The sequence below is a fragment of the Guptibacillus hwajinpoensis genome (genome assembly GCF_005144865.1).
Taxonomy (GTDB): domain Bacteria; phylum Bacillota; class Bacilli; order Bacillales; family Guptibacillaceae; genus Guptibacillus; species Guptibacillus hwajinpoensis_A.
On record NZ_SWFM01000001.1, the window covers coordinates 483732 to 499100 of the forward strand.

General features: G+C 40.8%; 18 protein-coding genes. All 18 read right to left on the reverse strand.

Going from position 1 to position 15369, the window contains the following annotated elements:
* Positions 1-33 precede the first annotated feature (33 nt).
* Complete coding sequence (gene trmFO, locus FBF83_RS02380) at positions 34-1338, reverse strand: FADH(2)-oxidizing methylenetetrahydrofolate--tRNA-(uracil(54)-C(5))-methyltransferase TrmFO (RefSeq protein WP_136945534.1); 1305 nt, start codon at positions 1336-1338, stop codon at positions 34-36.
* A gap of 15 nt (positions 1339-1353) precedes the next feature.
* Positions 1354-3426 carry a type I DNA topoisomerase gene (gene topA / locus FBF83_RS02385; RefSeq protein WP_136945535.1) on the reverse strand — a complete coding sequence of 691 codons (2073 nt, stop codon included), beginning with the start codon at positions 3424-3426 and terminating at the stop codon, positions 1354-1356.
* A 71-nt stretch (positions 3427-3497) separates the two neighbouring features.
* Complete coding sequence (gene dprA, locus FBF83_RS02390; protein ID WP_136945536.1) at positions 3498-4394, reverse strand: DNA-processing protein DprA; 897 nt, start codon at positions 4392-4394, stop codon at positions 3498-3500.
* 87 nt (positions 4395-4481) lie between these two features.
* Positions 4482-5390: a succinate--CoA ligase subunit alpha gene (sucD, locus tag FBF83_RS02395; RefSeq protein ID WP_136945537.1), complete on the reverse strand. Its 909-nt coding sequence runs from the start codon at positions 5388-5390 to the stop codon at positions 4482-4484.
* 16 nt (positions 5391-5406) lie between these two features.
* Positions 5407-6567, reverse strand: coding sequence for an ADP-forming succinate--CoA ligase subunit beta (gene sucC / locus FBF83_RS02400; protein ID WP_136945538.1), 1161 nt, complete (start codon positions 6565-6567; stop codon positions 5407-5409).
* A gap of 216 nt (positions 6568-6783) precedes the next feature.
* Positions 6784-6969, reverse strand: coding sequence for a hypothetical protein (locus tag FBF83_RS02405; RefSeq protein ID WP_136945539.1), 186 nt, complete (start codon positions 6967-6969; stop codon positions 6784-6786).
* A 59-nt stretch (positions 6970-7028) separates the two neighbouring features.
* Positions 7029-7802, reverse strand: coding sequence for a ribonuclease HII (locus FBF83_RS02410; protein ID WP_136945540.1), 774 nt, complete (start codon positions 7800-7802; stop codon positions 7029-7031).
* Between the two features lie 53 nt (positions 7803-7855).
* Positions 7856-8704: a ribosome biogenesis GTPase YlqF gene (gene ylqF, locus FBF83_RS02415; RefSeq protein WP_136945541.1), complete on the reverse strand. Its 849-nt coding sequence runs from the start codon at positions 8702-8704 to the stop codon at positions 7856-7858.
* A 20-nt stretch (positions 8705-8724) separates the two neighbouring features.
* Positions 8725-9288: a signal peptidase I gene (gene lepB, locus FBF83_RS02420; protein ID WP_136945542.1), complete on the reverse strand. Its 564-nt coding sequence runs from the start codon at positions 9286-9288 to the stop codon at positions 8725-8727.
* Between the two features lie 167 nt (positions 9289-9455).
* A complete protein-coding gene (rplS, locus tag FBF83_RS02425; protein ID WP_098443362.1) occupies positions 9456-9800 on the reverse strand; it encodes a 50S ribosomal protein L19 in 345 nt (114 codons plus the stop codon).
* A 126-nt stretch (positions 9801-9926) separates the two neighbouring features.
* The gene (gene trmD, locus FBF83_RS02430) at positions 9927-10658 is read right to left on the reverse strand and encodes a tRNA (guanosine(37)-N1)-methyltransferase TrmD (RefSeq protein ID WP_136946461.1); all 732 of its coding nucleotides are present in this window, start codon (positions 10656-10658) and stop codon (positions 9927-9929) included.
* Position 10659: 1 nt separating this feature from the next.
* Positions 10660-11175, reverse strand: a complete 516-nt coding sequence (gene rimM, locus FBF83_RS02435; protein ID WP_136945543.1) for a ribosome maturation factor RimM — start codon at positions 11173-11175, stop codon at positions 10660-10662.
* Complete coding sequence (locus FBF83_RS02440) at positions 11172-11588, reverse strand: YlqD family protein (protein WP_169525146.1); 417 nt, start codon at positions 11586-11588, stop codon at positions 11172-11174. Before FBF83_RS02440 ends, rimM begins: the two co-directional genes overlap by 4 nt.
* A 306-nt stretch (positions 11589-11894) precedes the next feature.
* Positions 11895-12122, reverse strand: coding sequence for a KH domain-containing protein (locus tag FBF83_RS02445; RefSeq protein ID WP_136945545.1), 228 nt, complete (start codon positions 12120-12122; stop codon positions 11895-11897).
* Positions 12123-12204: 82 nt separating this feature from the next.
* Positions 12205-12477, reverse strand: coding sequence for a 30S ribosomal protein S16 (gene rpsP, locus FBF83_RS02450; protein ID WP_048309818.1), 273 nt, complete (start codon positions 12475-12477; stop codon positions 12205-12207).
* An 84-nt stretch (positions 12478-12561) separates the two neighbouring features.
* Positions 12562-13911: a signal recognition particle protein gene (gene ffh / locus FBF83_RS02455; protein WP_136945546.1), complete on the reverse strand. Its 1350-nt coding sequence runs from the start codon at positions 13909-13911 to the stop codon at positions 12562-12564.
* 12 nt (positions 13912-13923) lie between these two features.
* Complete coding sequence (locus FBF83_RS02460) at positions 13924-14253, reverse strand: putative DNA-binding protein (protein ID WP_136945547.1); 330 nt, start codon at positions 14251-14253, stop codon at positions 13924-13926.
* Between the two features lie 101 nt (positions 14254-14354).
* Positions 14355-15350, reverse strand: a complete 996-nt coding sequence (ftsY, locus tag FBF83_RS02465) for a signal recognition particle-docking protein FtsY (protein ID WP_136945548.1) — start codon at positions 15348-15350, stop codon at positions 14355-14357.
* Positions 15351-15369 lie beyond the last annotated feature (19 nt).

Consider the following 15369-nt stretch of genomic DNA (forward strand, 5'->3'; position numbering starts at 1 on the left):
GTATCACAATCTAGAAGCCTAAGCAATAGAAATTTACAATCTTTTTACAAAATTCTGAATTGTTTCTAACGCTCTGTTAGCAATTGTTTCATTGCGCTCTTTCTTACTTTTAATTCGCGTTTCGAGAGGTGGAAACAATCCAAAATTCGCGTTCATCGGTTGGAAGTTATCAGGGTTAGCCGTTGTTATATAATTTGCTAGGCTACCAAGCGCTGTTTCTTCAGGAAACACTACAGGCTCTTCGTCAGTCATATACCGAGCTGCATTAAACCCAGCAATTAAGCCTGAAGCTGCAGATTCTACATACCCTTCAACGCCTGTCATTTGACCTGCGAAAAACAAGTTCTCTCTTTCCTTGTACTGATAAGTTGCTTTCAATAGATTCGGAGAATTAATAAACGTGTTTCGATGCATCACACCGTATCGCACAATATCGGCATTTTCAAGGCCTGGTATTAGACGGATCACTTCTTTTTGCGGACCCCACTTGAGATGTGTTTGAAAACCAACAATGTTATAAAGTGTTCCTGATGCATTGTCTTGTCTTAATTGAACAACTGCATAAGGACGCTTTCCTGTTCTCGGATCTTCAAGACCAACTGGTTTAAGTGGACCAAACGTCATTGTTTTCTGTCCTCTTTGAGCCATGACTTCAATCGGCATACAACCTTCAAAGAAAATCTCTTTTTCAAATTCTTTAAGCGGCACCGTTTCGGCTGAGATAAGCGCTTCATAAAATGTGTTGAACTCTTCTTCTGTCATTGGACAGTTTAAGTAAGCCGCTTCACCTTTATCATAACGGGACTTTTTATATACCTTATCCATATCAATGCTTTCTGTTTCAATGATAGGCGCAGCTGCATCATAGAAGTATAAATACTCTTCGCCGCTAAGCGCTTTTAATTGGTCAGATAGGTCCTTTGATGTTAATGGTCCTGTTGCAATGATTGTTGGACCATCAGGGATTTTTGTACATTCCTCAGAAAAAACAGTCACATTCGGATGGTTTTTCACATTTTCAGTTACTTTAGCTGCGAATTCATGACGATCGACCGCTAGCGCACCGCCAGCTGGTACCGCACACTCATCCGCAGATTTAATGATAACCGAATCCATCATTCGCATTTCTTCTTTTAATACACCAACAGCGTTTGTTAGTGTATTTGCACGTAGCGAGTTACTGCATACAAGCTCAGCAAATTTATCAGTATGATGGGCTGGCGTTTGTTTCTTCGGACGCATCTCATAAAGATGAACATCTACCCCTCGTTTTGCCAGTTGCCATGCTGCTTCACTTCCAGCTAATCCGGCTCCGATAACCGTAACATGATTACTCATTGCTAAAACTCCTTACTAGTTTTCTTCTTCGATGAAATCACAGTTTACACATTTGATCTCTTTTTTCTTCTTCGTCTTCTTCTCAACAAGCAAATCGCCGCATTTAGGACATGGTCGTTTGATTGGCTTATCCCAAGATAGGAAATCACATTCTGGGAATCGGTCACAACCATAGAAGAGACGGTTTTTCTTACTCTTACGTTCAACCACGTTACCTTCTTTACATTTAGGACAGGTAACTCCAACTTCTTTTAGGATTGGTTTAGTATTTCGGCAGTCAGGGAAGTTCGAGCATGCCATAAATTTACCGTAACGGCCCATTTTAATTACCATAGGAGAACCACACTTCTCACAATCTTCCCCAGCAGGCTCGTCTTTGATCTCGACTTCTTTCATTTCTTCTTCAGCAACTTTAAGCCGCTGTTCAAAATTTTGATAAAACTCGTTGATGACAGAAATCCATTCTGCATCTCCATCTTCAATTTTGTCAAGATCATTTTCGAGACCGGCGGTAAATTCGATATTAATAATGTCCTGGAAAAACTCTAGAATAAGCTCAAGGACTATTTCACCAAGCTCAGTTGGGACAAACTTCTTGTCCTCGAGTGCAACATAGCCTCTCCGCTGGATTGTATCAAGCGTAGGTGCATAGGTAGATGGACGCCCAATACCGAGTTCTTCCATTGTTTTAACAAGACGCGCTTCAGAATACCTTGGCGGCGGCTGTGTAAAGTGTTGAGTAGGATCAATATCTGATGAATCAACATTCATACCTTCTTCAAGATCAGGAAGCATCTTATCTTCTTCCTTTTTGTTGTCATCATTGCCCTCTACATACACTTTCATAAATCCTTTAAACTTTACTTTTGAACCAGTAGCTCTGAAAATCGTACCATTGTTCTCAAGATCGACACTCATCGTATCCATAATAGCTGGTGCCATTTGACTCGCAACAAAGCGTTCCCAAATCAGCTTATACAATCGCAATTGATCTCGCTTCAAGTATGCCTTCATCTCAGATGGATCACGCATCACGGAAGTAGGGCGGACCGCTTCGTGTGCGTCTTGCGATTTACCGGACTGTTTTTTAGCCGCTTTTTTACCAGATAAGTACGTCTCGCCATATTTTCCTTGGATATATTCTTTTGCTTCATCTTTTGCTGTATCAGAGATTCTAGTTGAATCAGTTCTCATATACGTAATCAAACCGACCGTTCCCTGTTTACCGATCGCAATTCCTTCATAAAGCTGCTGTGCGAGCATCATGGTTTTTTTTGCACGGAAGTTTAACTTTCGTGCCGCTTCTTGTTGAAGAGAAGAAGTTGTGAATGGATTAGCAGGATTTCGTTTACGCTCTTTCTTTTGAACAGACTGAATGTTGAACTGATCTCCCTCAATCCGTTTTAAAACATTGTCCACATCTTCTCTTGAGTGGAGCTCTGTTTTCTTACCATCAATACCATAGAAACCAGCATCGAATTGTTCTCCATCTTTTTCGAAAGAGGCTTTGATTTTCCAGTATTCTTCTGCTTCAAAGTTCTGGATTTCTTTCTCTCTTTCAATAATGAGACGTACAGCTACCGATTGAACTCGACCAGCACTTAACCCTTTTTTCACTTTCTTCCATAATAAAGGACTTATGTTGTAACCAACGAGACGATCAAGAACACGACGTGCCTGCTGAGCATCTACAAGGTCCATATTAATCGGTCTAGGTTGTTTAAACGCATCTTTTACTGCGTCTTTCGTAATTTCATTAAATACTACTCTGCACTCTGCTTGCTCATCAATTTTTAAACTGTGAGCGAGATGCCACGCAATTGCTTCCCCTTCGCGATCGGGGTCAGCTGCGAGATAGACTTTCTTTGCTTTTTTAGCAGCATCTTTAATTTCTTTCAGTACAGGGCCTTTCCCGCGAATTGTTATATATTTAGGTGCATAGTTATTCTCCACATCAACGCCCATCTGACTTCTTGGCAGGTCAATGACGTGACCTAATGAGGCTTTCACCTTATATTTCTTCCCTAAATATTTTTCAATTGTTTTTGCTTTAGCGGGAGATTCAACAATAACTAGATAATCTGCCACAATACGTTTCCTCCCCCCATTGAGGTATATTTTAAAATCTTCCTTATTATTAAATAGTCAAAACTCGTTTGTCAAATAGTGCTAGTTTGATTTTCGTGAATATTCGGTAATTCGTTCAAAATATCATTCGCTTCCATGACAAGCTTTGCCCCCTGCTGAATGAGACGATTTGTCCCCTCTGCATGCAGGTCTGTTATTCTTCCAGGTAAGCAAAATACATCACGCCCCTGTTCCATCGCCTGATCAGCTGTAATCAACGAACCGCTTCGTTTTCTAGCCTCTACAATCAGTGTTCCAGCAGACAATCCGCTAATGATTCGATTGCGTTCAGGAAACTGATGTTTTTCAGGTCGACGATCAGGTGGGTATTCTGATAGAAGAAGACCATTTTGAGCAATAATGGATGCTAGCATATTGTTTTCTTTAGGATAGATATGTTTGAATCCACTTCCAAGCACGGCAATTGTTCCTGCATGATGATCGAGCGCAAGCTGGTGTGCAAGTGTATCGATTCCGAGCGCAAGACCGCTGACAATTGTCCACCCGCTGGATACGATTGGAGTTAAAATATGTTTCATCATCGCCCCTGCATTTGCTGAGTGATACCTAGAGCCAACTACACTTAAAGATTTCTTTTCGTTAAGAAGCTTTAAGTTCCCTAAACAATAAATCACCCACGGTGCATCATAAATATGCGAAAGTCTTTCAGGGTATGCTTCATCAAACCTTGTTATGGCCCTAATATCGCCTGCTTTAACATGAGTTATTCGCCAAGGTTTTTTTATATGAAGATCTTCATATAATAGACCTGCTAGATTACTTGATAGTCCAAACTGTTTTAACTGAGTAGCAGACATATCATATATGCTTTGAAGCGTTGGGTCAAATATGAGAAATGATTGAAGCAGCTTCCAGTCCGTACCTCGACACTGATGCAGCTGTATTAACCGGCTTCTAAATGTTATCAAACATCGACCTCTCCTATCAGAAACAAAATTTTTGAATGTAATTTGTTATGTATAAGAGAAATAGCTCCCGAACGGGAGCTATTACCATTAAGCCTTATGTGTTGTGCACTTCTCAAGTAAACCTTTATTTTCAAGAACAGAGATCAGTGTATCGCCCATAACTGCAGGAGTTGGTGCGACTTTAATTCCACATGATTCCATTGTTTTGATCTTCTCAGAGGCAGTACCTTTACCGCCAGAAATAATCGCACCAGCATGACCCATGCGCTTTCCTGGAGGTGCCGTTTGACCACCAATAAATCCAACAACTGGCTTAGTCATGTTTGCTTTAACCCATTCAGCAGCTTCTTCTTCAGCCGTACCGCCAATTTCTCCGATCATGATTACTGCATACGTATCGTCATCTTCGTTAAAAGCTTTCAATACATCGATGAAGTTTGTTCCATTAACCGGATCTCCACCGATACCGACAGCAGTAGATTGACCAATACCAGCTTCTGAAAGCTGATGAACGGCTTCATACGTTAATGTACCAGAACGAGAAACTACACCCACGTGACCTTTCTTATGAATATAGCCAGGCATAATGCCAATTTTACATTCTTCAGGAGTAATAACACCTGGACAGTTTGGTCCAACAAGGCGTGTTTTCTTCCCTTCCATATAACGACTCACTTTAACCATATCGATTACCGGGATTCCCTCAGTAATACAAATAGCAAGGTCCATCTCAGCGTCAACCGCTTCCATGATTGCATCTGCAGCAAAAGCAGGAGGAACATAGATAACGGAAGCATTTGCGCCAGTCTTTTGAACAGCTTGTTCAACTGTATCAAATACAGGAACGCCTTCAACTTCAGTGCCGCCTTTACCTGGCGTTACGCCACCAACAATCTTCGTACCATACTCAAGCATTTGCTGTGTATGAAATAAACCAACTGATCCAGTAATACCTTGAACGATGACTTTTGTATCTTGATTAATGAATACGCTCATTCCTAGTCCCGCCTTTCTACTTAACTAATGAAACGATTTTTTCCGCGCCGTCAGCCATAGACTCAGCAGCGGTAATATTCAATCCTGAATCATTCAGGATTTGCTTTCCTAGATCTACATTTGTTCCTTCAAGACGTACAACAAGTGGAATTTCAAGTCCAACTTGTTTCGTAGCTTCTACAACACCTTCAGCGATAACATCACACTTCATAATACCGCCAAAAATATTTACATAGATGCCTTTAACGTTCTTGTCAGAAAGAATAATTTTGAAGGCTTCTGTAACCTTCTCTGCAGTTGCGCCGCCCCCAACGTCAAGGAAGTTAGCGGGATCGCCGCCGTAATGCTTGATAATATCCATTGTAGCCATAGCAAGGCCTGCACCATTAACCATGCAACCAATATTACCTTCAAGAGCGATGTAGCTTAGCTCATATTTAGAAGCTTCGATTTCTTTCGTATCTTCCTCGTCAAGATCGCGAAGTTCAAGAATATCTTTATGACGATAAAGCGCATTCGGATCAAAATTCAACTTTGCATCAAGAGCCATTACATTACCATCACCTGTTGTAACTAGTGGATTGATTTCTGCAATAGATGCGTCTTTTTCGATAAATACTTTGTATAAACCAAGCATGAATTTCACTGCTTTGTTTACTTGTTTTTTCGGGATATTAATATTGAATGCTAGTCTTCTAGCTTGATAACCTTGAAGACCAACGGCAGGATCGATCACTTCTTTGAAGATTTTCTCAGGACTGTGCTCAGCCACTTCTTCAATTTCAGTTCCGCCTTCTTCAGATGCCATCATTACAACACGTGAAGTGACACGGTCTAGAACAAGACCTACGTAATATTCTTTCTCAATATCGCAACCTTCTTCGATAAGTAAGCGCTTTACTTCTTTACCTTCTGGTCCCGTTTGATGAGTAACGAGCGTTTTTCCGAGAATCTCCTCGGCATATGTACGAACTTCATCAAGGTTCTTGGCAATCTTAACACCGCCAGCTTTTCCTCGACCACCTGCGTGGATTTGAGCTTTCACAACGTAAACACTGCTGTCTAATTGTTTCGCAACGTCCACGGCTTCTTTCGCGGAGTATGCGACTTGTCCATTAGGGACTGATACCCCGTAGCTTCTTAGGACTTCTTTTCCTTGATATTCATGGATATTCATTCTCTCATCCTCCTATCCTAGTCAATCAAATCTTTGACGACGTTTTCATTGTATAGAAAATTCACACCGATTGTCTACCCTTTTGCAAAAAGTCACTCTTCTTTTATTTGAGTAAAGTATTGGAAGCGATTAAATGGTTTTATAAAACTGCTGTTTTTGTAAGCCTCCACAACACCTCACGAATGACTATTGTAATCAAAAAAACAGGAAAACGGGTTACCTCCCGTCCTCCTGTTCCTCCCTACCTGCTTTTTTCGATTGGGAACTACCTTCCTGCTGCTCTCTCTTTTGATGATCAGTAATGGTTAATTCTCTTGCTGCAGCGGGTGTGTAGACACCAAATTCTTCGCCCGCTTCTTCATAAAACGAATTATTTCTTTCTGGATGTCCTGGATCGTTCACTGCTGATTGCTCCTTCTTTCTGGAATAAGTATAGTATCATCTATTTTCCTGCAATCATACTAAAGCATACCAAGACGATCTCGAACAGGTGCAAAAGACTTCCGGTGAACTTCAGTAACTCCGTGCTCGTCTAACGCGGCTAAATGCTCTTTCGTTCCATAACCCACGTGGCGATTAAATCCATACTGAGGATACTTTTCAGCTAATTCTGTCATCATACGATCTCGTGTAACTTTTGCAACAATTGATGCTGCAGCAATGCTAACGCTTCTGGCATCACCTTTTATTACTGATTCTTGTTTAATTTGAATTGGCAATTCCATTGCGTCCACTAACAACAGATCCGCTTGCACATTTAAACCCTTCACAGCTTTCTGCATCGCTTGTTTCGTTGCCTGATAAATGTTTAACTCATCTATTTCGCAAGGACTCATGACACCCACACCAATCGAAATGGCATGTTCATTAATTTCTTCAAATAGCTCATGAAGCTTTGATGTCGAAAGCTTTTTGGAGTCTTGCAATCCAAGAATAGGAGCCTCAGGGTTTAAGATGACTGCTGAAGCGACTACAGGGCCTGCCAGAGGGCCACGCCCAACCTCATCGACTCCTGCTATTGATTGGTATCCTTCACTTCTATAGTGAGCTTCAAATACGCTCATATCGAAATGCATGTCAATCAGTTTTTGCTTCTCTTTTTTTTTCTTTTCTTCTCTTGCAAGTAGTTTCACTACGCCTTTTCGAGTATCCTTTTTAAATTCTTGCCATTCTTCTTCCGAATATCCGCTCTGAATCTTTTCCCCTATTTCATTAATTGACCATTTCGCTTTCAAACGTCTCCCACTCTCTTCTATTTCTAATTAAAAAAGGCAAGGCACTATTGGCCTTACCTTTCGGGCGTTTCTAGCGTAACATCGCCCAGTTTCCCACTTCGAAGCTCACGAAGAACGGTTTCAGCTGTTTTGTCGTAATCAATCCAACCTCCGCTCATTAAGAAACCACGTTTTTTGCCAATTTCATCAAACAGATCAACAACATCTTCAGGAATCGACTCAAGCTTATATCGATCCATTAATCGATCCGGGTAGTGAATGCTAAGAAATTTAAGAACAAAAACAGAAATATCCTGAAAATCTAGAATTTCATCCTTGATCGCTCCTGTAGCGGCCAATTTATATCCAGTTTGCTGATCTTCAAATTTAGGCCACAAAATCCCGGGTGTATCAAGAAGGTCCATTTCATCGCCAACTTTAATCCACTGCTGTTTTTTCGTAATACCAGGTCGATCACCTGTTTTCGCAATCCTTTTTCCAGCTAGTCGATTAATCAGTGTTGATTTACCCACGTTAGGAATTCCAAGGATAAGTGCTCGTACAGCTCGAGGTTTCATACCCTTTTCAATCATTCGATCAATCTTATCACTCATAAGCTCTCTTGCAGCCCCAGGTATAGCTTTAACACCTTTGCCTGTTTGAGAATCGATCGGCAGTGCTTTATGACCTAGTGATTGAAAATAGCTCTTCCACTCATTCGTTTTCTTATCATCCGCCATATCTGCTTTGTTAAGCAAAATTAGTCTTGGTTTTGAAGAAACGATTTCATCAATCATTGGATTACGTGAAGCTAGAGGAATTCTTGCGTCTACTAGTTCAATTACTACATCTATCATCTTAAGCTTTTCGGTAATCTCCCGGCGTGCTTTTGCCATATGTCCAGGAAACCATTGAATCGTCATACCATCTCACCCTATTCTTTCTATTCCATTACTTGAATATCATTTAGCGGCCAGAAGATCACGCTCGCTTCCCCTACTACTTTCTCTATTGGAACAAACCCAATTGAACGGCTATCTTTACTGTGCTGACGATTGTCGCCCATCACAAATAGTTGCCCCTCAGGTACTGTTGTTTGACCCGTTACTCCTGACAAGTCGAAATCATATGTTAGGTTTCCGTCTAGTAGATCGTTTTTGGACGGTTCAAGGTACGGTTCTTCAATTGGTTCCCCATTTACATAGAGGGTATCTTGTTTATATTCAACCGTATCTCCAGGTAAGCCGATCACGCGTTTAATATAATCTTTTCCTTCTGGCGCTTCAAATACAACAATATCGAAACGCTCAGCATCTCCAATATTATAACTAATTTTATTTACAATCATTCGATCACGGTCCTGGAGCGTCGGCATCATACTTTCACCATCGACTACAATTGGAGCAAATATAAAATAGCGTACAGCTCCGGCAAGAATAAATGCAATGACAAGAGCACGGATCCATTCCCATGAGTCTTTTTTCTCAGCTGATTTAGAGCTATTCATGCCCGTTCCTCCTACAAGGTCTTTTTAACTAATTATTTCCCTCAAACATACGCTAAGAAACCTGTATGTACCGCTATATTCTACCATAATATGTTTTCTATTTCATGTTCGTTTTTACAATAGAAAAAAGGAGCCTGACTGAGCAAGCTCCTTTTTCATGTGTAACTTTATCGAATTTCTTTAATACGAGCGGCTTTACCACGAAGTGCACGCAAGTAGTATAGCTTAGCACGGCGAACTTTACCGCGACGAGCAACTTCAAGCTTAGCAACTTTCGGTGAATGTACAGGGAATGTACGCTCAACACCTACACCGTAAGAAATCTTACGAACTGTAAACGTTTCGCTGATTCCGCCACCACGTCGTTTAATCACAACACCTTCGAATAACTGAATACGCTCACGAGTGCCTTCGACAACTTTAACGTGAACTTTAACAGTATCTCCTGGTCGGAAATTTGGAAGATCCGACTTAAGTTGGTCTTTTGTGATATCCTGGATTAACTTGTGCATCAAGTAACCCTCCTTCCACACAGATGCTCTTATAAATAAGCTTTCATTACAGCGGAACATCGTAATACGTGACTTATGCCACAACTGATATCATAGCATAGCATTTTTTAGATTACAAGGAAGAAATCAGTCGTTTTCACTCTTAATTTCTTGAAGTAATTTCTGTTCTTCTTTTGTCAGATCCTTCTCATCGATTAAATCAGGTCTTCTGCTCCATGTACGTCTTAGTGATTCTTTAAGACGCCATTTATCAATGGCCGCATGATTACCTGAAAGCAGGACATCAGGAACACTCATCCCATTGTATTCAAACGGCCGTGTATAATGGGGGTGCTCAAGTAAACCGCTACTAAACGAATCCATAGGAGCTGAGGTATCATTGCCAAGTACACCAGGCAGAAGCCTTGTTACACTATCAATGATAACCATACTACCAAGTTCACCGCCAGTTAACACAAAGTCACCAATAGAGATCTCATCCGTCACAAGATTCTCACGGATTCGTTCATCGTAGCCTTCATAATGACCACAAACAAAAATAAGGTGATCTTCTTTTGCAAGCTCTTCTGCTTTCTTCTGAGTGAAACGCTCCCCTTGAGGACACATCAAAATGACGCGAGGCTTTTTTTCACCTGAAAGATCTGCAACTGCATCAAAAACAGGCTGTGGTGTTAAAACCATTCCTGCGCCGCCTCCATACGGGTAATCATCAACGTTTTTGTGTTTATTCGTACTATAGTCTCGAAAGTTTGTTACCTGATACGTTACAGCACCGCTTTCCTGTGCTCGTTTTAATATTGAGTGATTAAAAACACCCGTAAACATTTCTGGAAACAAGGAAAGAACATCGACCTTCATGCTAATCACGAAGTCCTTCCATTAAATGTACAGTGACTTTACCTTTTTCTAAATCAACGTTCTTCACTACTTGTTCAATGTATGGTAACAAAAGATCCTTACCGCCGCTAGCACTTTGAACAACCCAGACATCATTTGCTCCTGGTGAAAGAATTTCTTTAATTTTCCCGAGGTATTCGCCGTCTTCAGTATGAACTTCAAGTCCGATAATATCACGGTAATAAAATTCTTCTTTTGCAAGCTTTCCGCCTTGATCTTCCTTTACCTTCAAAATGCCTTCTTTCATATGCACTACTTCGTTTATATTGTGAAAACCTTCAAACGTAAGCAAATCAAACTGCTTATGTTTTCTGTGAGATGCAACCGTTAAGGCTACAGGCTCGTCATTCTTAAATAAGTATAGCTTGTTGCCTATTGCATAACGTTCCTCAGGGAAATCCGTTCTAGAAATAACGCGTACTTCTCCTCGTACGCCGTGGGTATTAACGATCTTGCCTACATTAAGCCATTCTGTCATATCATGATATCCTTTCCTGTTGAGTCAGGGACGATGCTTTGCACAATCCCATCTTTTACAACTATTTTACCTTTTTGCTCTCTCCCGTGCCACTCATCCCCAACCTGAAGTTCCTGAACGGATTGTATTTCTCCATCATGAATTTCAGATCCTACCGATAACTGATCGAGTTGATCCATTTTAAACTTAAGGAATGACATCCGCTCGGATCTTGATCGTAATTCTTTATCAAATTGTTCTTCTATCCACTTTTGATCCGAAGGACGCTTCTTTTGCAATCGTTTCATTTCAAATTGGAGATGTTCCCTCTCCTGCTGGAGAGAGCTGTACTCTTTGCGCCATTTATCGAGATAGGAAGCCCGGCTTTCTTCGGTTAGAATTTGTTTCACTTCATACGTTACAATGATTTTCAACGCGCTGTCCCTCCATATGTAAATAGGTTCTGTTTTTCACATGATAAAAAACAAGCAATAGAAAAACCTGGCTTCGGGCCAAGTCTTCATGGGAGAGCCTTCGCATTTGTTCTTACTTCTTTATCATAAGAAAGAGCCCAAACGAACATGGGGAGCTAAAAAATACTTTTTTTAAAAGTGACGTTTGTGGAATAGAATTTCTATAAAGTACCCCACTTCACAGTAGATTGGAGCCAACCTCTACTCTTATAGCAACAATGTCGACGTAAACAGCTAAAAAACAAAAAAAGAGGAGTTTCATCTCCCCTAAAGTATCTCCAACTGTACACGTTTATTGGACTGAACAGCAGCGGCGTTCATCACTGTACGAATTGACCTCGCGACTTTCCCCTGCTTGCCTATGACTTTACCAGTATCATTAGAATGAACGTGAAGCTTGTATATCTCCAAATTGTTTGTTTCTTCTTTCTCAATCCTAACATCTTCAGGATGATCCACAAGAGCTTTTACAATTGTTTCTACTAGGGCTTCCATTATGATATCCCACCTTTAATTAAATGATGGACCTAGATACACCAAAGGAGGCTTTCAAGAAAGCCTCCTCTTAGGTGTTAAATTACTTTGTGTTTTTTGCGTTGTGAAGCTTCTCCATAAGTCCTGCAGTGGAGAATAAGTTACGTACTGTATCAGAAGGCTTAGCGCCTTTAAGCATCCAATCAAGAGCTTTCTCTTCGTTGATTTTCACTTCAACAGGATTAGCAACCGGATTGTAAGTTCCGATTTCCTCGATGAAACGTCCGTCACGTGGTGCACGTGAATCAGCAACAACTAAGCGATAGTAAGGAGCTCTTTTAGCACCCATACGCTTTAAACGAATTTTAACTGCCATGTCTTTCACCTCCATAAAATGTTCACATAAATAAATATAATATCATAAATTTATACTCTTGTAAAGAGAAAATTTACTTCGTTTTTATTGCATGAATGGGAAATTCATGCCTTTACCCTTCTTCTTGCCGCCTTTAGACATGTTGGTCATCTGCTTCATCATTTTCTTCATCTCTTCAAATTGCTTTAAGAGACGATTGACGTCTTGTACAGATGTCCCACTTCCAACGGCAATTCTTTTTTTGCGACTCGCATTGATGATATCAGGCTCTTCTTTCTCACGTGTTGTCATTGATTGAATAATGGCCTCTACTCGACCAATTTGCTTCTCATCAACACTTACATTCTTCATGGCTTTCTTATTCATACCAGGAATCATGTCCATCAATTCATCTAGCGGTCCCATGCTGCGAACTTGACCGAGCTGATCAAGGAAATCATCGAACGTAAAGCTCATCGTTCGCATCTTCTTCTCAAGCTCTTTCGCTTTATCTTCATCAACAGAAGTTTGTGCTTTCTCAATGAGTGTTAGCACATCTCCCATTCCAAGAATGCGTGACGCCATCCGTTCAGGGTGGAATGGTTCAAGAGCATCAAGCTTTTCTCCCATACCTGCGAACTTAATTGGCTTGTCCGTCACAGCCTTAATGGAAAGCGCAGCACCACCGCGGGTATCGCCATCAAGCTTCGTTAAAACGACACCTGTAATATCAAGGGCATCATTAAAGCTTTCAGCTACATTCACGGCATCCTGTCCTGTCATCGAATCGACGACAAGGAAGATTTCGTCAGGTGTAACGGCTTCTTTTACATCTTTTAGCTCTTGCATCAGATCTTCATCAATATGCAAGCGACCTGCTGTATCAATAATGACATAGTCAAGATGTTCTTCTTTCGCTTTTTCAATCGCTTTGGAAGCAATTTCAACCGGGCTAACTTGATCACCCATTGAGAACACCGGCATGCTGAGTTGCTTGCCTAATGTTTCCAACTGATTGATTGCGGCAGGACGATAAATGTCCGCTGCTACTAGCAATGGTTTGCGATTATGATTTTTACGTAAATGGTTTGCAAGCTTACCGACAGTTGTCGTCTTACCTGCACCCTGAAGACCGGCCATCATAATAACAGTAGGCGGGCGATTTGAAACGGCGATTTTACTCTGTTCGCCACCCATAAGCGCTGTCAGCTCTTCATTAACTACTTTAATGACTTGCTGTCCCGGCGTCAGGCTCTTCATTACTTCCTGTCCAACCGCGCGCTCTTTGACCTTGTTAATAAACTGTTTTACGACTTTAAAGTTAACGTCTGCTTCAAGTAAAGCGAGCCTTACTTCACGCATCATTTCTTTTACGTCTGCTTCCGTTACTTTCCCTTTACCGCGAATCTTCTGCAGGGTGTCTTGCAGTCGGTCGGCTAACCCTTCAAATGCCATGTTCGCCGCCTCCTAATCCAGTTTTTCAAGAGAGTTAATCAATGACAACGCCTTAGAGTTCTCATTCTCACTAATTATAGTGTCTCTGAGCTGTTCTAATAGCTCTTGCCGTTTGACATATCGCTCGAATAGCAACAGTTTTGCTTCATATTCTTCTATCATTTGTTCTGTTCGCTTAATATTATCATAGACAGCCTGACGGCTAACTTGAAATTCTTCCGCGATTTCACCAAGGGAATAATCATCCAGATAATACAATGCCATATAATTACGTTGTTTTGGTGTTAAAAGCGACTGATAAAAGTCGAATAACGAGTTAATTCGCATCGTTTTTTCTAGCATTGTTAACAGCCCCTTGTTAAGGTAATCACCTTTACGTTAATTATATTACTATGCGTCATTTTATTTGTCAAGATTTTTTCTTAACACATTTTTGCGATGATTTATTCCTCGTTTTCTTCCTCTTCTTCAATAATCGATGAGAATAAACCATACACAAACGTATCAGGATCAAACTCGTGCAAATCGTCTATTTGCTCCCCAAGCCCTACGAGTTTAACAGGAATATCAAGCTCATGTCGAATCGCAAGAACAATACCGCCTTTTGCTGTACCATCAAGCTTTGTTAGCGCAATTCCAGTAACGTCTGTTGATTGACCAAACTGCTTTGCCTGACTCATAGCATTCTGACCTGTCGTTGCATCCAGAACGAGGATGACCTCATGTGGACCTGAAGGCACTTCACGTTGAATGACACGCTTCACTTTTTCAAGTTCATTCATTAAGTTCACTTTGTTTTGTAGTCGTCCTGCCGTATCACAAAGAAGAATATCAGCCTGCCTTGATTTAGCAGATTGGACAGCATCGAATACAACTGCAGCCGGATCCGAACCTGCCTGATGTTTAATTACATCAACGCCTGCTCGTTCTCCCCAAACATCTAATTGTTCAATAGCACCAGCACGGAACGTATCTCCAGCAGCAAGTACTACTTTTTTACCTTCTTGTTTGTACTTATGAGCAAGCTTGCCGATCGTTGTTGTTTTCCCTACTCCGTTAACACCAACAAATAGAAATACAGATAGACCGTCTTCCTGTACATTTAGGGAACCATCTTCTTCCTCTTTGTGAAGCAATTCAGCTAGTTTTTCTGAAATAACGCTCTGAAGTTCCTTTGTATCTTTAATGTTCCGTGTTCTCGCTTCATCTTTTAACACATCAATGAGATCCATTACGGTAGCTACCCCAACGTCAGCACTAATCAAAAGCTCTTCAAGTTCTTCGAAGAAATCCTCGTCCACTTTACGATAGTTCTTTACAAGATTGTTCATCTTTGTTGAAAAAGATGTTCTCGTCTTTTCAAGACCGCCTTTGAACTTCTCTGTTACTTCATCAGTTTGCGTTGTGAATTTATCTTTTAACTTCTTAAAAAAACTCATGAATGATCCCCCTTGTTTG